Source organism: Thalassospira sp., from assembly GCF_030690045.1.
In the GTDB taxonomy this organism is placed as follows: Bacteria; Pseudomonadota; Alphaproteobacteria; order Rhodospirillales; family Thalassospiraceae; genus Thalassospira.
This window is the reverse complement of sequence record NZ_JAUYHK010000010.1, coordinates 182,764-199,818: the sequence shown is the minus strand read 5'-3', so window position 1 is coordinate 199,818 and position 17,055 is coordinate 182,764. Positions and strand designations below refer to the sequence as shown.

The 17,055-nt window shown below is 56.9% G+C and carries 16 protein-coding genes; 5 read left to right on the top strand and 11 right to left on the bottom strand.

Going from position 1 to position 17,055, the window contains the following annotated elements:
• Positions 1-73 precede the first annotated feature (73 nt).
• Together Q8O73_RS05575 and Q8O73_RS05570 are read left to right on the top strand one after the other, a co-directional pair.
• Positions 74-1,294 carry a quinone-dependent dihydroorotate dehydrogenase gene (locus Q8O73_RS05575; protein ID WP_305556195.1) on the top strand — a complete coding sequence of 407 codons (1,221 nt, stop codon included), beginning with the start codon at positions 74-76 and terminating at the stop codon, positions 1,292-1,294.
• A 194-nt stretch (positions 1,295-1,488) separates the two neighbouring features.
• The gene (locus Q8O73_RS05570) at positions 1,489-2,373 is read left to right on the top strand and encodes a TIGR01459 family HAD-type hydrolase (RefSeq protein WP_305556192.1); all 885 of its coding nucleotides are present in this window, start codon (positions 1,489-1,491) and stop codon (positions 2,371-2,373) included.
• Between the two features lie 204 nt (positions 2,374-2,577).
• Here the strand turns inward: Q8O73_RS05570 and Q8O73_RS05565 are convergent, their stop codons facing one another.
• Positions 2,578-3,516, bottom strand: coding sequence for a LysR family transcriptional regulator (locus tag Q8O73_RS05565; protein WP_371135042.1), 939 nt, complete (start codon positions 3,514-3,516; stop codon positions 2,578-2,580).
• A 97-nt stretch (positions 3,517-3,613) separates the two neighbouring features.
• Between Q8O73_RS05565 and Q8O73_RS05560 the strand changes: the two genes are divergently transcribed.
• Positions 3,614-4,462, top strand: a complete 849-nt coding sequence (locus Q8O73_RS05560; RefSeq protein ID WP_305556186.1) for an SDR family oxidoreductase — start codon at positions 3,614-3,616, stop codon at positions 4,460-4,462.
• Between the two features lie 84 nt (positions 4,463-4,546).
• Here Q8O73_RS05560 and Q8O73_RS05555 read toward each other — a convergent pair whose 3' ends face one another.
• On the bottom strand, positions 4,547-5,401 hold the full coding sequence (locus Q8O73_RS05555; protein WP_305556183.1) for a D-amino-acid transaminase: 855 nt from the start codon (positions 5,399-5,401) through the stop codon (positions 4,547-4,549).
• Positions 5,402-5,636: 235 nt separating this feature from the next.
• On the bottom strand, positions 5,637-6,551 hold the full coding sequence (locus tag Q8O73_RS05550) for a LysR family transcriptional regulator (RefSeq protein WP_305556180.1): 915 nt from the start codon (positions 6,549-6,551) through the stop codon (positions 5,637-5,639).
• A gap of 286 nt (positions 6,552-6,837) precedes the next feature.
• Here Q8O73_RS05550 and Q8O73_RS05545 point away from each other — a divergent pair, with 286 nt between their 5' ends.
• Both Q8O73_RS05545 and Q8O73_RS05540 read left to right on the top strand, forming a co-directional pair.
• A complete protein-coding gene (locus Q8O73_RS05545) occupies positions 6,838-7,776 on the top strand; it encodes an aromatic alcohol reductase (protein ID WP_305556177.1) in 939 nt (312 codons plus the stop codon).
• 202 nt (positions 7,777-7,978) lie between these two features.
• The gene (locus Q8O73_RS05540; RefSeq protein ID WP_305556174.1) at positions 7,979-8,869 is read left to right on the top strand and encodes an arylamine N-acetyltransferase; all 891 of its coding nucleotides are present in this window, start codon (positions 7,979-7,981) and stop codon (positions 8,867-8,869) included.
• 77 nt (positions 8,870-8,946) lie between these two features.
• Here Q8O73_RS05540 and Q8O73_RS05535 read toward each other — a convergent pair whose 3' ends face one another.
• The 8 genes from Q8O73_RS05535 to Q8O73_RS05500 form a co-directional block, all read right to left on the bottom strand.
• The gene (locus tag Q8O73_RS05535; RefSeq protein ID WP_305556171.1) at positions 8,947-10,083 is read right to left on the bottom strand and encodes an ABC transporter ATP-binding protein; all 1,137 of its coding nucleotides are present in this window, start codon (positions 10,081-10,083) and stop codon (positions 8,947-8,949) included.
• A 10-nt stretch (positions 10,084-10,093) separates the two neighbouring features.
• Entirely contained in the window at positions 10,094-10,945 is an 852-nt protein-coding gene (locus Q8O73_RS05530; protein ID WP_305556168.1) for a carbohydrate ABC transporter permease, read from the bottom strand.
• Between the two features lie 21 nt (positions 10,946-10,966).
• Positions 10,967-11,905, bottom strand: a complete 939-nt coding sequence (locus Q8O73_RS05525; protein ID WP_305556164.1) for a carbohydrate ABC transporter permease — start codon at positions 11,903-11,905, stop codon at positions 10,967-10,969.
• Positions 11,902-13,167: a sugar ABC transporter substrate-binding protein gene (locus Q8O73_RS05520; protein WP_305556161.1), complete on the bottom strand. Its 1,266-nt coding sequence runs from the start codon at positions 13,165-13,167 to the stop codon at positions 11,902-11,904. Before Q8O73_RS05520 ends, Q8O73_RS05525 begins: the two co-directional genes overlap by 4 nt.
• Positions 13,168-13,232: 65 nt before the next feature.
• Complete coding sequence (locus Q8O73_RS05515) at positions 13,233-14,405, bottom strand: PLP-dependent transferase (RefSeq protein ID WP_305556158.1); 1,173 nt, start codon at positions 14,403-14,405, stop codon at positions 13,233-13,235.
• Positions 14,389-15,111: a FadR/GntR family transcriptional regulator gene (locus Q8O73_RS05510; RefSeq protein WP_305556156.1), complete on the bottom strand. Its 723-nt coding sequence runs from the start codon at positions 15,109-15,111 to the stop codon at positions 14,389-14,391. The genes Q8O73_RS05515 and Q8O73_RS05510 overlap by 17 nt, the downstream gene beginning before the upstream one ends.
• A gap of 166 nt (positions 15,112-15,277) precedes the next feature.
• Positions 15,278-15,979, bottom strand: coding sequence for an ABC transporter substrate-binding protein (locus Q8O73_RS05505; protein ID WP_305556153.1), 702 nt, complete (start codon positions 15,977-15,979; stop codon positions 15,278-15,280).
• 235 nt (positions 15,980-16,214) lie between these two features.
• Positions 16,215-17,012, bottom strand: coding sequence for an alpha/beta fold hydrolase (locus Q8O73_RS05500; RefSeq protein ID WP_305556150.1), 798 nt, complete (start codon positions 17,010-17,012; stop codon positions 16,215-16,217).
• Positions 17,013-17,055 lie beyond the last annotated feature (43 nt).

The following is a 17,055-nucleotide window of genomic DNA, read 5'->3' as shown; positions in this document are numbered from 1 at the left end:
CTGCCCTGATCCCGCTACATCTGGATCATCTGTTGGCAGAACGGCTGACACACCCCGAAAACGGAGCAAAAGCGTGGCGTGGTACACTTCCCTTGTTTTGCCGGTCATTCGCTGGATCGATGCCGAATGTGCGCATGGTCTGGCCCTGTGGGCGCTGAAAAACAATCTGGTGCCGCGGGCCAGCGACGCCCAGGATGTCCTGCCGATTCTGGAAACCGAGGTGTTTGGCCGCACATTTGCCAATCCGGTCGGGCTGGCGGCGGGGTTTGACAAAAATGCCGAGGTGCCCAACCAGATGCTGGCGCACGGGTTCGGCTTTGTCGAAATCGGGTCGGTCACGCCCGAACCGCAGGCCGGCAATCGCAAGCCACGGCTGTTTCGGCTGTATTCCGACCGTGCGGTGATCAACCGCATGGGGTTTAACAATGACGGGGCGGCGGTGGTGGCAACCCGCCTGCGCAAACGTGCGCGGCGCGGTATTGTCGGGGCCAATCTGGGCAAAAACAAATATGCCGCCGATGCCGCCGATGATTATGCCAAGGGGGTGGCCGCCCTTGGCCCTTATGCCGATTATCTGGTGATCAATGTTTCCTCGCCCAATACGCCGGGGCTGCGGGCGTTGCAGGGCCGGGAACCGTTGCAAAAGCTGTTGTCGGCGGTGCTGGTGGCGCGGGACCGGTTTGCCGCCGGGGTGCCGGTGTTGCTGAAAGTCGCGCCGGACCTGACGGATGAGGACAAACAGGATATCGCCGCCGTGGTGATGGCGTTGAAACTCGACGGCATGATTGTATCAAACACCACGATTGACCGGCCGGTCGGGCTTAATTCCTATGATCAGGATGAGGCGGGCGGGCTTTCGGGGCCGCCGCTTATGGAGCCCTCCACCCGTGTTCTGGCCGATTTTTACCGCCTGACCAAGGGGACCATTCCCCTGATCGGGGTGGGGGGGGTTGCATCGGGCAAGGATGCCTATGAGAAGATTCTCAATGGCGCATCTTTGGTGCAGCTTTATTCCGCCCTTGTTTATCACGGGCCGGGACTGGTGCAGGAGATCAGGGAAGATCTGGCGCGGCGTTTGCGCAAGGATGGTTTTGCCAGTGTTGCCGATGCGGTCGGCGCGGCTTTTCCCGATATTGGCGCGTCCAGCCCGGCGATTGACGAGGCGGTGCAGGCGCGGGGCGCTGTGGTGGTGCCTGCGGCACCGGCACCTGCTGCCAAAGCGAAAGCTGCGCCGGTGAAGGCTGCTGCGCCGCGCAAGAAAGCCGTTAGAAAACCGGCGAAAAAAGAAGGCTGAGCGGGTGGGGCGATGGATTCCCGCCTTCGCGGGAATGACGGTTTTTGGGGGATCGCACCTTTGGTTCGTCATTCCCGCGAAGGCGGGAATCCATCGTGTGGCGTGCGCGGTGCTACTGTTGTGGTCTCCCTCGCGCCTGCATCCATTAGCACACTATATTGTAATGATAGTTTTCAAGCAGACAGGAAGCGTGAATGACCCCGTCCCCGTCCTATGAGATGATTTCCGGCCTGTCCGAGGTGATGGGCAAATATGATGCTGTGATCCTTGATTTGTGGGGCGTGGTGCATGACGGGGTGACGCCCTATCCGCAATCGATCCCGGCGCTGAACGCCCTTCGGGCCGCCGGGGTGCCGGTGGCGTTGTTATCGAATGCGCCGCGCCGCTCCGAAGTGGTGATTGCCCGGATGGAAGAAATGGGGATTGCGCGGGATTTGTATGGCCCGGCGGTGGCATCGGGCGAAATCGCCTATCGGCAACTGCGCACACGCACCGACCCGTGGTATGCGGCACTGGGGCGCAAGGTTTTGCGGGTGGGGCCGGGGCGCGACCAAAGCCTGTTTGAAGGACAGGATGTGGATATGGTCGAAGATGTCGCCGATGCCGAATGGGTGCTGGTGACCGGGCCGAATGACGATTATGACGCGGTGGCGGTGTATGAGGATCTGTTGCATGCCGCCCGCGCGCGGGATTTGCCGATGTTGTGCCCCAATCCGGACCGCGAGGTTATTCGCGGCGGGGATCGGATTATTTGCGCAGGCGCGATTGCCGGGCGTTATGAAGAACTGGGCGGCAATGTGCGCTGGGAAGGCAAGCCTTTGGCGAGCGCCTATGATTTCTGCTTGCAGGCATTCAATATGGGGCCGGATGCGAAATTGCTGGTGGTGGGCGACAGCCTTTCGACCGATGTGGCCGGGTCCAACGCGGCGGGGCTTGATATCGCCTTTGTCACCGGCGGCATTCATGCCGAGGAACTGAACGCCCCGCGCGGCACCTTGCCCGACCGCGATGCCCTTGACCGCCTGTTGACAATTACCGGTCGGCAGATTGCCTATGCGGTGGGGGATTTTAACTGGTAGAGGGGCACTCTTCACAGTTGATACCTGAAACCCGCCTTTCGTTTGGAAGGCGGGTTTTTTGTTGCGTTTTGGGCTTGTGGCGCGGCGGTATGGATTCCCGCGTTCGCGGGAATGACGTTGATTTTATTGATTTTTTCGTCATGCCCGCGTAGGCGGGTATCCATTTTGCCGCACATTACAGCGCGGCTACTCTGGCGCATATCATTAAGAAACAGCATCCAGATGCGTGTTTTGCAACTCCTGATCGAGCGATTTCATCGTATCGATAAACGCCCGGAGCGGTGGGGGAACCCGGCGGTGATCGGGATAATATAAAAACATTCCGGGAATTTCGGGCAGCCAGTCATCAAGGACGGTGACCAACTCGCCCCGTTCGATGGAGCCGGTCGTGTAAAATGCGGGCACATAGGCAATGCCAAGACCACGGCGTGCGGCATTGATCATCAGATCATGGCGGTCCAGCGTCAGGGAGCCGGGAACATCAATGCGGATTTCCTGTCCCTGTTTCTCGAAATCCCAGTGATAAATCTTGCCGCTGGGAAAGCGTTGTCTGATGCAGGAATGGTGATGCAGATCATCGGGCGTCACCGGACGCGGTTTGTCCTTGAAATAGTCCGGTGCGGCAACCGCAACAAACCGGAATGACGGGCCAAAGCGGACCGCAATCATATCAAGCGGGACTGTTTCGCCCAGGCGAATACCCGCATCAAAACCACCGTCAACAATATCAACCAGGCGACCGTCGGTTACCAGATCAACCGAAACATCGGGATAACGGACCCGCATTTCGGGGACGACATGGCGCATCAAAATATGTGCTGCCCCTTCGGGTGCGTTGATGCGCACAGTGCCCGATGGGCCGCCGGTGCGAAAGCTTTCGACCGATGTCATGGCATCATCAAGCCCGAGAAGGGCCGGGCGCAACCGTGCCAGAAGGCGTTCGCCCGCTTCGGTCAGGGAGACGCTGCGTGTGGTACGGTTCAAAAGACGCACGCCCAGATTTTTCTCCAAACCGCGCAAGGCATGGCTGAGCGTCGAGGGTGCCACACCGAGATTGTCGGCCGCGCGCCGGAAACTGCGATGATCGGCGACCGCGATGAAAAAGTGCAGGTCATTCAGTGTCGGCTGGTTAATTGATGGCATATTTTCACTAACCTATCCAAATTGCGTGCGGTTATCACATCAATGTTTGGCTTCTATAGTGCGTTTCCGTTCAGAGCAAGGAAGAAAGGAAGCAGACATGAGCAAGACATGGTTCATTACCGGTGCGTCTTCGGGATTTGGTCAGGGCATGACGAAACGGCTGCTTGCACGTGGTGATCGGGTGATTGCTACCATCCGCCAGGAAGGGGCGCTTGATGATCTGGCCACGCAATATGGCGACCGATTGCATGTTGTGTATCTTGATGTGACGGATACCGATGGAATTGAAAAATGCGTTGATCGGGTCTTTGCCGGTTTCGGGCGTATTGATGTGATTGTCAGCAATGCCGGATATGGTGTTCTTGGTGCCGCTGAAGAGACCAGCATCGATCAAATCCGCCACGCCATTGACACCAACCTGATCGGTTCAATGGTTCTGATCCGTGCTGCCTTGCCGCATTTGCGTGCACAGGGCGGGGGACGGGTTGTTCAGGTTTCGTCCGAGGGGGGACAGATCGCCTATCCGGGATTCAGCCTGTATCACGCGACCAAATGGGGTATTGAGGGATTTGTTGAATCCCTTGCGATTGAGGTCGCGCCGTTTGGTATCGAATTCATGCTGGTTGAACCCGGTCCCGCACGGACCAACTTTGCAGGGGGACTGGTTCTGCCCGAGCCGATTTCCGATTACGATGGTACGCCTGCACATGACCTGAAAGACGCCGCCTTTGGTGGTGGCTGGGTGATCAAGGGGGACCCGGCGCGTATGGTTGATGCGATGATTACCGCCGCCGATCAGCAAGACATGCCATTCCGCCTGCTATTGGGGGCAGATGCCTATGCCGGTGTGCATGCGGCGCTGACCAAACGGCTGGGGGTGCTTGAAGCTAACCGCGCGATAACAGAATCCGCCGATTTTACCGACGCGGAACTGGCGGCGATGTAAATAACGCATGCGCCGCTTTTGGCCAAAATACAAAACGCCGCCTGACATGACATCGGGCGGCGTTTGCTCAGATCTGGCGTTGGTTTACAGCGCCGTTGCGCGGTTGGCGTCGATGTAGATCTGGCGCAAGCGTTTGGCGATCGGGCCGGGGGTGCCGGTGCCGATTTTGGTGCCGTCGATTTCCACCACCGGGCAGACAAAGCTTGAGGCCGAGGTTGAGAAGGCTTCCTTGGCATTTTGGGCTTCGGCGACCGTAAAGGGGCGTTCTTCCACCGTCAGGCCGAGTTCGGCGGCACAGCGGATCACCGACTGGCGGGTGATGCCGTGCAGGATGTCGGTTGAAAGATGGCGGGTGACGATGGTGTCGTCATGGGTCACGATATAGGCGTTGTTTGACGATCCTTCGGTCACAAAACCGTCCAGCACCATCCAGACATCATCGGCGCCTTCGGCATAGGCCTCGGTTTTGAGCAGCGATGCGTACAGAAGCTGCACGGTTTTGATATCGGACCGGCGCCAGCGGATATCGGGGCGGGTGACGATTTTCTGACCGCGATCCGCCAGCGTGCTTTGGATCAGCGAGTTCCGTTGGGTGAACAGCACCAGACTTGCCGGGGTGTCCTTGTTGATCAGGAAATTCCGATCCCCGGCGGAGCCGCGCGAGACCTGAAGATAGACCAGACCTTCGGTTATATCGTTGCGTTTGACCAGTTCGCGATGGATTTCAAGAAGCTGGTCAATGTCGGGCTTGAAGGCGAATTTCAGTTCCGACAGCGAACGTTCCAGCCGTTTCATATGACCCATAAAGTCAATCAGCTTGCCATCCAGGACCGAGGTGACTTCATACACCCCGTCGGCAAACAGGAAGGAACGGTCAAAGATCGAAATCTTGGCTTCATTTTCCGGCAGATACTGGCCGTTCACATAGACAATACGCATGGCAATTTCCTGATCCGCAATCATGGCTGCACGGGCGGCCCCTATAATGATCCTGAGATATCATAGCCCGCCCCCGATTGTCGCCCGCCACGATCAGGGTTGCGTGTAAAAGGTGAAATGTTGCTTTAGTGGTGCCAATTCTGGCAGTTGTATCGTGATGGCAGGCGGTTTTTACCGGGATTTTCGAATAAAATTCGGTGGTTTGGGGGTGGGGTGGATGTTTATCTTTTTGCAATCAGCTTGGGGGCTTATGTTTATGTGCGGAAAAGGTTTGAATGCTCCAATCTATGAAGGCGCGAACTGTCGGGGAAATATGACGGTTATGCGGATACATGATTGAAACAGGTTCTGGTGGGGCGGTGTTTTCAGACAGTACTTCGCACAATGCGCCGCTTTGTATAAGTGGATCAACGATATAGCTGGCGGCACGAATAAGGCCAAGACCAGCAAGCGCACACGATATATATGCATCGGTGTCATTGACGATCAGACGGTCATTTGCGGGGATGTGGCGTTGCTGCCTGTTGACTTCGAAGGTCCAGTCAAGTGGGCGTCCGGTCGCGCTGGCGACATATCCCACCAGATGATGTTGTTGCAGATCATCAAGGTTTGAGGGCCGACCGTATTTTTCGAGATAGGACGGGGCGGCGCAAACAACCCAACGAAAAGAATGAAGGCGGCGGGTTATCAGGCTGGTCGTGTCTGTGGGAATGCCGGTGCGAATAACGCAATCAATGCCGTTCTGAAACAGATCAATGACATTATCGCGCGCCGTCAGAAACAGCTTAACATCGGGATAGCATTCCTGAAAATCCTGCAATCGCGGCACGATAAAATGTCGGGCGATTGATGCCGTTGTATCGACCCGAAGAATGCCTTGAGCACGCCCTGCGCGACCGGGGAAGGATGCCTCGACGAGTTCAATTTCATGAAGAACGCGCTGGCAATCGGTAAAATAGGAAGCACCATCGACTGTCAGGCTGAGTTTCCGTGTGGTTCGGTTTAGCAGGGATACGCCCAGATAGTCTTCCAGTTCCTTGATCGCGCGTGTCACCGTCGAGGGAGGAAGGGACAACGTTTCAGCAGCCTTGCCAAATCCCCCAGCCTGAACAATGCGAACAAATATTTCCATCGCTTTCAAACGGTTCATTCTGCCTCCGGTCATAAGAGAGGTTCAGCGGAGGATGTACAGGTATCACAATAATTGCATCAGATGGATAAATATGGCGTGGTTTTTATGGGGTGAAAAAACAAACGTTAAAATAGATGTTTTATATCAATATGTTATATTGATATCGGATTTCTCTATTTTTTGATTATTCCATTTTTGAGAATTAACTGCGCAGGATTGCTTCATAGTCAATGGCGGTAAAGCTGCGTATCCAGCACCTATCAGTTGTTCGGGATGATCCCGGTTATTTGAAAAGGAAATGGATATGACAGACGAGAATACAGCACCAAAAGAACCGATCCTTGTGCTTGGTGCAGGTCAGCTTGGATTTGCGGTTTTGCGCGAATTGGCACCGCGACTTGATCCGGAAAAGCAGCCTTTGTCCGTGCTGGTTGCGCCGGGGATGACCCGATCGCAAAAGGAAATGGACCGTGAAATCGTCGCGCAATTAAACCAATGGGGCGCGGAGGTTATCGAGATTGACCTGCGCGATGTATCGGTTGGCGACCTGGCGGACCGGTTTCGGTCGTTCCATACGGTCGTCAGTTGTACCGGTTTCGTCGGCGGCAAGGGCACACAGCTTAAAATTACCGATGCGGCTCTTGATGCCGGTGTGACACGATATTTCCCGTGGCAGTTCGGTGTTGATTACGACATCGTCGGGCGCGGAAGCCCGCAGGATGTTTTTGACGAGCAATATGATGTTCGGTTGTTGCTTCGCGCGCAGAACAAAACCGAATGGGTTATTATTTCGACCGGTATGTTCACGAGCTTTCTATTCGAGCCAAGCTTTGATGTTGTCAATCTTGACAGGAAAACGATAAACGCGCTGGGGAGTTGGGACACAAAGGTCACGGTCACAACACCGGAAGATATCGGAATATTGACCACCAAAATCATTCTGGCAAAGCCGCGTTTTGCCAATGAAGTTGTTTTTGTGGCGGGTGATACTGTTTCCTATGGCCAGCTTGCCGCGATTGTCGAAACCGTGACTGGCGAGGTATTCCGAAAGACAGAACTGACCCACGAGGTTCTTGGGGAATCCCTGAGACGTAACCCGAATGATGTTATGGGCAAATATCGTGCGGCTTTTGCGCAGGGTGATGGCATGCATTGGGATAAGGCCAAAACGTTTAACACCGTTAACAATATCCCGACAACCGATGTTGAAGGCTGGCTGCGTGCAAACCTTGGCGATAAATAAGAATTCGGCAGGTTTGGATTTTTTGGCCGTCTGACCAGGTGATACGGCGAGGGATTGCTCAAGGCACCCTCGCCAGACGGCTAAGAGACCACGGGAGCAGAATATTCGATGAAAACTTTTTGAAATTAGCGTTTGACCTGAAGTTAGGTTGAGGTCGTATCGTCCGGGGCAGTGATGATATATGCCTTGCACGGAGCCCCCGATGAACAATTGTTTGCAAATTCGCCCCGATACTTTGCCCCGACATCTGCCCCGACATCAGAGCGGTGCCGCAAATGCGGTTGATCTGGATGCCTATTTTGCCCGGATCGGCTATGACGGGCCGCGTGAGGCGAGCCTTGAAACCCTGCGCGCTCTTTTGGCCCGTCATATCGCGACCATCCCGTTCGAGGCGATGGATGTTTTGTGCGGGGTCGGGGTGGATCTTGCGCCCGGTGCGATTGATGCCAAGCTGATCACCGGGCAGCGCGGCGGGTATTGTTTCGAGCAAAACGGCCTGTTCAAACGGGTTTTGAGCGCACTGGGTTTTGCCGTTGAGGGGTTGGCCGGGCGGGTGATGTGGATGCAGCCCGAAGACGCGCCGATGCCGCCAAGGTGCCATATGGCGTTGCGGGTGGTGATTGACGGGGCGGCGTGGCTGGTGGATGTCGGGGTGGGCAGCACGGTGCCCGATGCGCCGTTACTGATCGATACCGGGATGGTGCAGGTGACGGCGTTTGACCGGTATCGCCTGCGACCGGTCGGGGATGATTTGCGCCTTGAGATGCAGATCGGGACGGTGTGGCAACCGGTTTATCAATTTTCCCCTGCCCCGGTGCCCGATATCGATTATCAGGTGATGAACTGGTATGCCAGCACCCATGACAAATCGGTGTTTCGCCATAATCTGACCGCATCCCTGACCACGCCAACGGCGCGGTTTTCGCTGCAAAACAATCGCCTGACGGTGCGACCCCGGCATGGTGCGGCCGAACGGCATTTTTTGACGGCGGATGAACTGGAACAGGTGTTGGACGATATTTTTGGCCTGCCGGTTGATCCGGCATGGCGGGCGGCGATTGAGCGGGTTTGCGAGGCCGCACCCGACCTTTGAGGTAACAGCAAGGCCGCGCCCAGGGAGACAGACGCGGCCTTGCTTGCCGGGATCAAGGATCACGGGGGTGGACGTGATCAGGTGCCATTCGCCCCGGAGGTTTCCTTGGTGGTTTCCTCGGGGGCCTTGATCACCGGCGGGAGGCGCAATTCGCTGTTGCGGTCGAAAATATGGGTTTTGTCGATGTCAAAGGCGATGTGAATGGTGCTGTCGATGGCAAAGGCCGGGCGGTCCATCGTAAAGATTTTCAATTCATGCCCGGCCAGCGTGACATGGATCAGGGTTGAAAGCCCCATCGGTTCGATCAGATCGACACGGGCGGGCAAGGCGCCCGGCGTTTCCGGGGCGGCGATGGCAACATGTTCGGGCCGGGCGCCAAGGGTGATTTCCTGCCCGGCATAAAGACCGGGGCGCGGGGCGACAGGCAGGATATGGCCATCGGCAAAGCGGATCGCCGATGTGGTATCGGTTTTGATACAGGTGCCGTGCAGGAAATTCATCGCCGGGGAGCCGATGAAGCTGGCGACGAAGATGTTGGCCGGATGATCATAGATTTCAATCGGCGTTCCGACCTGTTGAATGATGCCGTCATGCATGGCGACAATGCGGTCGGCCATTGTCATGGCTTCGATCTGGTCATGGGTGACATAGACCGATGTGGCGTTCAGCCGCCGATGCAATTTGCGGATTTCGGTGCGCATCTGTTCGCGCAGGCGGGCATCCAGATTTGACAATGGTTCGTCAAACAAAAAGGCCCGGGGTTTGCGGACAATGGCGCGCCCCATCGCCACCCGTTGACGCTGCCCGCCCGACAGCGCCTTGGGCCGACGGTCCAGCAAGGCATTCAGACCCAGAATTTCCGAGACACCGGCCAGCGATTCCGCAATGCGTTCCTTTGCGGTTTTGCGCAGGGTGAGGGCGTAGCTCATATTCTGGGCGACGGTCATATGCGGATAAAGCGCATAGGATTGAAACACCATCGCAATATCGCGGTCTCTGGGTTGCAGATCATTGACGATGTCATCGCCGATGCGGATATCGCCCGATGTGATATCTTCCAGCCCGGCAATCATGCGCAGCAAGGTTGATTTGCCGCAGCCCGATGGCCCGACCAGCACAATGAATTCACCATCGGCAATGGCAAGGTCGATACCATGCAGCACATGGACAGCCCCGTAACTTTTGCGGGCATTTGCAATTTCAATCGAAGCCATTTGGGTTCCCTTATCCTTTGACCGCGCCAGCTGTCAGGCCCTGCACCAGATAACGCTGGATCAGCAGGAAGAACAGGCAGGCGGGAACAAGTGCCAGCACACCGGCGGCCATCATCTGGCCGAAATCGACACTGAATTTTGATACGAATGACAGAAGCCCGACCGGGAAGGTCGAAGCACTTTCACTGCTGACCAGCATCAGGGCGAAGAGAAGTTCGCTCCATGCGGCGGTAAAGACAAAGCCGAGCGTTGCGGCCACACCGGGCAGGGTCAGCGGCAGGATGATCTTGCGGAAGGCTTCAAAGCGGGTATTGCCGTCAATCATGGCGGCTTCTTCCAGATCGCGCGGGATGCCGTCAAAAAACGACTGCATCAGAAAGGTCGCAAACGGCACATTGAACGCCGTATAGACGATGATCAGGCCGGTCAGACTGTCGGTCAGGCCAAGCGGGGCCAGAATGCGAAAAATCGGCGCAATCAGCATCACCAGCGGAAACATCTGGGTGATCAGCATCAGGGCGATGATCACCACCTTGCCGCGAAAGGCAAAGCGCGAAAAGGCATAGCCGGTCATGGCGGCGATGATGGTGGTGATAAAGGCCGTGCTGCCCGATACAATCACCGAATTGAGAAAGAAATGCGGAAAGCTGCTTTTGGTCAGGACAAATGCGTAATTGTCCCATGTGATCCGCGACGGCCACATCCGCACCCCTTCGGTATAGAGGATGTCATTGGGCGTCACCGAAACCTTGAGCAACCAGAACAGCGGAAACAGGGCAAAGGCGACAAAGGCCGCAATCATCAGATAATGCGTGGCCCAATAAACGGTTGTTCCAAGGCGGGATCGTCCGGACAGAACCATGACCGAATTCCTTTGCGGGTTTCAGGAGGAATGCGACATCGCACGGCGCAACGCGATGACCGACAAGGCATAGGCCAGCAACAGGACCAGCAACACCGCCGCAATCGCCGAGGCATAGCCGAAATCGAGACGGCGAAAGGCCTGGGTGAAGATGTAACTGGCGACGATCTGGGTGGAATCCGCCGGGCCGCCATTGGTCATCACCACAATCAGATCGGCGAAATTGGCAATCCAGATGGTGCGCAACATCAGGGTGATGGCGATGGTCGGGGCGAGAAACGGCAGGGTGATGCTGAAAAACTGCTGACGGGTGGTTGCCCCGTCAATCGCGGCGGCCTCGTACAGATCGGACGGGATGGATTGCAGGGCGGCCAACAAGGTGATCGCAAAAAACGGAATGCCAAACCAGATATTGGCGACAATCGGCCCCCACATCGCAAGGTCCGGGTCGGACAGGATGTTAAAGGGGCTGTCCATGATGCCAAGGGCGGTAAACCAGTGCGGCAACGGCCCCACCACCGGATTGAACAACCACGCCCAGTTCAGCCCCGACAGGAAGGTCGGCACCGCCCACGGCAAAAAGACCAGCGCCTGCACCAGCCGCCGCCCGACAAAATGCCGGTTCAGCAACAGGGCGAGGATCAGCCCCAGCGAAAACTGAAACAGCAATGACCCAAAGGTCCACCATGCGGTATTGAGCAGGGCCTGAAAAAAGGCGCTGTCTTGCATCAGGGTTTGGAAATGGGCCAGACCGATGAAGCCGCCGCTAAACGGGTTGAGAATACGGATATCGCGAAAGGCATAGGACAGGCCCAGCACCAGCGGCATCAGCATCACCGCCACAATCAGAATGATTGCGGGCGACACATATAAATACGGTTCAAGAATGCCGGACCATTTGCGGGAGAGAACGCCCCGCCTTGCGACGGGACGTTTTCCGGCGTCAGCCAACAGGGTCACTGGGCTGCCAACCATTTTTTCTGGGCCGGGGTCAGATATTCGGCCCATTGTCTGGCCAGTTCTTCGGCACTGATCCGGTCCAGCATGGCTTCCTGACTGGTGCGTACCACAAGGGAATCCTTGAAAAAGGCGAATTCTTCCAGATGGGTCGGCATAACGGTCGGAAAGACATCGGGGTCGGACAATTCGGCAAACCAGCCTTCAAATTGCGGGGTGGCATAAAACGGATCGGATTCCGCCCCTTCGTAAATTGGCAGGGCACCGATGCGTTTGTTCCATTCCAGATTGGATTCCCGGCCCGACAGGTGGGAAATCAGGCCCCATGCCGCATCCTTGTTTTCGCTGGCTGAAAACATCGACCATCCGGCATAGCCGATTGTCGGAAAGGCCTTGCCCGACGGACCCTTGGGCATGGTGGTGACGCCGAAATCATCCGGGTTCATGCGGCTGGCAATGGCGATCAGGGCGTCGGGATCCTGATCGAGCATGGCACAGGTGCCGGAATAAAATCCGCTGACGATTTCGTTAAAGCCCCAGTTCAGGCTGTCCTTTGGGGCAAGACCGTCCTTGTAAAGTTGGGTCAGATAGGCAATGCCATCCTGCCAGCCGGGGGAATCAAAGGTGCTGTTGCCGTCCGGCGTGAAAAAATCGTTCGACCCGGCGGCGGTGGCACCAAACATCACCCAGCCATTCAGGCCACCCGGCCCGCCGCGCATGCAATAGCCATATTTGCCCGGTGTTGCCGATATTTTTTCGGCAATGGCGCGGAATTCCTCAAGGGTTTGGGGCGGTTCTTCCACGCCTGCCTCGGCGAACATTTTTTTGTTGTAAAACAGGGCACGCAGATAAAACCCGTAAGGCAGCATATAGGCTTCGTCCCCGGCGGCGCGGGCGAATTCAAGGGTGCGGCTGTTCAAGCCATTGGTCGCATCCCAGTTATCGAGATAGGGTTCGAGGCTTTCGAGCATGTTGTTATTGGCATAGAGCGTCAGCCAGGTATCGGGCATTTCAACAATATCGGGCAATTGCCCGGCCGAGACCATGGTGGCGAATTTTTCAAAGGCCTGCCCCCAGGGCAGCGAGATGATTTCGACAGTGACGCCGGGGTTTGCCTGTTCATATTCGGCGACCAGACCCTTGAGGGTTTCGGTGCGTTCCGGGCTGGTGATGACTTCCACCAGTTTAAGCGTGGTGTCGGCATGGGCCTGACCGGTCAGAACAAAGGATGTGACGCCGGCCAGAAGAATTGTTTTCCAGTTCATGTGAAGTCCCCTGTTGTGGACGTTTGATCATTGGAGGGGTTAATCCCAGGCACTTTTTTGGGCACTTATCTCAGGCTGGCCTCGATCGCCTGTTTGAGGTCCGACCATTGGTCGTCCGGGTTTTCGAGGCCGATATGCAGGCGGACCAGCTGTTCGGGCACGCCAAAGCGCAGCGCCGAATTGGGGCCGCCGGTCTGAACCCGCGTTACCTGTGCGGGAACAACAAGGCTTTCATGTCCGCCCCAACTGACACCGATCTTGAAAATGCGCAGCGCATTGCAAAAAACCGGGATGTTGATGCGGGGTGAAAATTCAAAGGAAAAAAGCCCCGATGTCCCGTTCAGCCCGTCGGGCAACGGCCCGGCAAGGCCGGGATGATGAAGGGCAACAGTTTCGGGGTGATCGGCCAGTTTTTGCGCAATCATCAATGCGGATCGTTGATGTTCGCGCATGCGGGCAGGCAGGGTGCGCAGGCCGCGCAACAGCAACCATGCCTCGAACGCCGAAAGTTTGCCGCCCAGATAGGGCAGGATATGCGTGCGCAGCCGGGCGATGAAATCAGACGATCCGGCGACAATCCCGGCGACGACATCGCTATGCCCGCCCAGATATTTCGATGCCGAATGAATGACCACATCGCAGCCCAGCCGGGCCGGGTTTTGAAACACCGGCGAGGCCCAACTGTTGTCGATCATCGATACGGCCCCGTGACGGCGGGCAATGGCAGCAAGGGCAGACAGGTCATGGGTGTGAAACATCCAGCTTGTCGGGCTTTCGAGATACAGCACCCGCGCACCGGGCATGGCGCGTTCCACCGCCGCATGATCGCGGCCATCGACATAATCGACCGTGATATCAAGATCACGCAGCACCATTTCAAAAAACCGGAAGGCATCGGGATAAAGATGTTCGACGGCGACAATGCGGTCGCCCGGCCGCACCACGGAAAGGACCGCCGATGAAATGGCGGCCATACCCGATGCAAAACCCAGGGCATCGTCGCAGCCTTCGAGGGCGGCGACTTTTTCCTCGAAGGCGCGCACGGTGGGGTTCAGGCCGCGGCTATAGACCGGGCGGGTTTTCTGCCCGGCATAGGTTTCGGCCATTTCCTCGAACGAGGAAAAGGTAAACAGCGAATTTTGAAAAATCGGTGGCACCACGGCACCGGCAATGTGGGGTTCGTCATAGGCGACAATGGTGGCGGCCGCACCAAAGACGTCTTTATGATTGTTGTTCATTGGACATTCTCACAATGTCGTTTTCGACGATTTCCAGGATGGCGATGGTATGGGCGCGGGCGGCTTTGGGGTCGTGGCGCGCGATTGCGTCAAACAACATGCGGTGAAATTCAAAGGAATCACGGGCAAAATCGGGCCGGTTGAAGGGCTGGGCGAAAAAGGATTCAAATGCGGCGCGCATCTGGCCCAGCAATTGTTCAAACAACGGATTGCCCGACGCCCGGTAAATCGACAGATGGAACAACAGATCGGCCTGACCGGCGGTGCCTTTTTCCAGATGTTCGGCTTCCATTACCTCAAGGGCGGTACGCATTTTTGCGATGTCATCGGCACTGGCACGTTTGGCGGCCAGCATGCTGGCCTCGATCTCCAATCCGCGCCGGACTTCAAGCGTTTGCAGCAGGCCGTCGCGCTGGGTGGCGATTGACAGCGGCATGAACACGGTTTTTTCGCTGAGCGCGCGTTTCAGATAGGTGCCCGACCCGCGCCGGATTTCGACAATGCCCAGTGCCTGTAGATGACCGATGACTTCGCGGATGCTGGAACGGCCGACTTTCAACCCGGCCATCAATTCGCGTTCGGGCGGCAACTGGTCGCCGGGCTGAAGGTTTGATTGAACGATATAAAGGGTCAGGGCTTCCAGAATCGCATCGCGACGCCCGGAAGAATCAATTGGTCGAATGGCAAGCCCCATCGGTTGTGGCACATCGCACCTGCTTTAACGTGATCCTGTTGGTTCGCCCGGATCGACATTTGGTATGTCGTCAGACGTCAGACCAATTTCAGGATTGAATCGGTTCAAGTCAAGAAAAATGAAACGAGCGGTGATGTTTTTATGGGGGGAGGGCGTGGCGATGGTCTGGCCGGGCGGATCAGTAACGCAGCAAAAGACCGTGCTTTTCGACAAGGCGGGCATAGGTGCCGTCTTTTTTGACGGCATCAAGGGCGCGGTTGAAGCGGACGAGCAGCCTGTCATTTTGCGGATAATCGCGGGAGGTCATCAGATGCAGGCCGCCGCCATCGATCAGGGGTTTTTCAACGGTTTTGAAACGGGCGGCGATGTCGGGCGGGAAAATCTGCCCGATCAGATACCAGCCAAGCGTTGTGGACAGCGGAACCAGATCGATGCGGCCCAGATACAGACGCCGCAGATTTTGTTCCTCGGAATGGGCGAAATCGGTATCCAGCCCGGCCTGTTCAAACCAGTGTTCGTAATAATATCCGTAAATGCCGCCCATGCGCAGGCCTTTGAGGTCTTCCAGTTTTTCATACAGAATCGGCGGGCGTGTGCCATCTGGGTCATAGGTGAAAAAATGGGCGTCGGAGAAATAGATCGTTTCGGAAAAATCATGGATTTTGAGGCGGTCCTCGTTGGGGGTGTAGGGGAAGGTGCCCCATGCCTGACCGGTGGCGACTTCCTGTTCACCGCGCCGCCATGGCATGAAGCGGATATCAAACTGCACGCCCATCCGGTCGCCGATTGCGTCAAACAGATCGGGCAGGAAGCTGTTATCGGCCCCGGCGATGGCATAGGGCGGATAATCATTGGTGACGACAACCAGTGTTTCGGTCATCGGCGGTTCGATCCTTGATGGTTCGGAGGCGCGCGCGGTCATTGCCGTGAAAAACAGCACAAGACCAAAAGAGACTGCGCGGGTGCGAAGGATCATGCCGATGCCTTTGCATGTAAAAATTAAACTTAAGGTTATATAGGAAGCGAAAATGTCATTTATAGGGGGTGCGACAAAAGACGCCCCGCATCGGGGAATGCGGGGCGTCTGACGGGCAGGATGTGGGGCCGGTCCGGGATCAGTTCGCGTTGGCGGCCTCGATGATCAGATCGGCGACGGCTTGCGGGTGCGAGATCATCACGACATGTGATGCCCCCTCGACCGTGACGGTTTTGCGTGATCCGGCACGGTCGGCCATGAATTGCATGGCGGCAACCGGGATGTTTTTATCCGCCGTGCCAAAGATATGGTAGGACGGCAACACCTTCCATGACGGATCGCCCAGAGGTTCGTTGAGGGCGGCGTCTGTCACCGGGCGCTGTGCGACGGCCATCAGGCGGGCGCGTTCAACCGGCAGGTCGGCGGCGAACTGGGCATGGAATTTGGCCTGATCGATGTAAAGATCATGGACGCCGTCGCCCAGCGGAACCGGTGCGGCCAATGCCTCGCCCAATGTGCCGCCGGGGAATTTCCCGGACAGTTCGGCGATGGTTTCGCCCTTTTCAGGGGCAAAAGAGGCGACAAACACCAGCGATTTGACATTGGTGGCCCCGTTGGCCGCCGTGTCGATCACCGGCCCGCCGTAAGAATGGCCGACCAGAACAACATCACCGTCAATCGTATCGATGATGGAACGGGCATGGGCCGCATCAGCGGCAACACCGCGCAGCGGGTTGGCGACGCTAATGACCGGGTATCCGGCATCCAGAAGAATGCCCGATACGGCATCCCAACTGTCCGACGCCGCAAAGGCCCCGTGCGCCATGACGATGGTCGGGCGTTTTGCCGCAGTTTCGGCGGCGGAGGCGGCGGTCTGGGCGGTCAGCATGGCGGCGGTGATGGCGGCGGCCTTGACCAGATTTTTGACATTCAACATTTCATCTCTCCGTGTGGCCGGTTCCGCCGGAATGGCGGGGCAC

What these genes read in the sequence shown, in the direction of transcription:
- Q8O73_RS05500 (WP_305556150.1), bottom strand. Translation starts at nt 17,012, where the DNA reads ATGTTGAATGTCAAAAATCTGGTCAAGGCCGCCGCCATCACCGCCGCC.
- Q8O73_RS05550 (WP_305556180.1), bottom strand. Translation starts at nt 6,551, where the DNA reads ATGAACCGTTTGAAAGCGATGGAAATATTTGTTCGCATTGTTCAGGCT.
- Q8O73_RS05505 (WP_305556153.1), bottom strand. Translation starts at nt 15,979, where the DNA reads ATGACCGAAACACTGGTTGTCGTCACCAATGATTATCCGCCCTATGCC.
- Q8O73_RS05535 (WP_305556171.1), bottom strand. Translation starts at nt 10,083, where the DNA reads ATGGCTTCGATTGAAATTGCAAATGCCCGCAAAAGTTACGGGGCTGTC.
- Q8O73_RS05570 (WP_305556192.1), top strand. Translation starts at nt 1,489, where the DNA reads ATGACCCCGTCCCCGTCCTATGAGATGATTTCCGGCCTGTCCGAGGTG.
- Q8O73_RS05520 (WP_305556161.1), bottom strand. Translation starts at nt 13,167, where the DNA reads ATGAACTGGAAAACAATTCTTCTGGCCGGCGTCACATCCTTTGTTCTG.
- Q8O73_RS05540 (WP_305556174.1), top strand. Translation starts at nt 7,979, where the DNA reads ATGAACAATTGTTTGCAAATTCGCCCCGATACTTTGCCCCGACATCTG.
- Q8O73_RS05545 (WP_305556177.1), top strand. Translation starts at nt 6,838, where the DNA reads ATGACAGACGAGAATACAGCACCAAAAGAACCGATCCTTGTGCTTGGT.
- Q8O73_RS05555 (WP_305556183.1), bottom strand. Translation starts at nt 5,401, where the DNA reads ATGCGTATTGTCTATGTGAACGGCCAGTATCTGCCGGAAAATGAAGCC.
- Q8O73_RS05515 (WP_305556158.1), bottom strand. Translation starts at nt 14,405, where the DNA reads ATGAACAACAATCATAAAGACGTCTTTGGTGCGGCCGCCACCATTGTC.
- Q8O73_RS05530 (WP_305556168.1), bottom strand. Translation starts at nt 10,945, where the DNA reads ATGGTTCTGTCCGGACGATCCCGCCTTGGAACAACCGTTTATTGGGCC.
- Q8O73_RS05565 (WP_371135042.1), bottom strand. Translation starts at nt 3,516, where the DNA reads ATGCCATCAATTAACCAGCCGACACTGAATGACCTGCACTTTTTCATC.
- Q8O73_RS05560 (WP_305556186.1), top strand. Translation starts at nt 3,614, where the DNA reads ATGAGCAAGACATGGTTCATTACCGGTGCGTCTTCGGGATTTGGTCAG.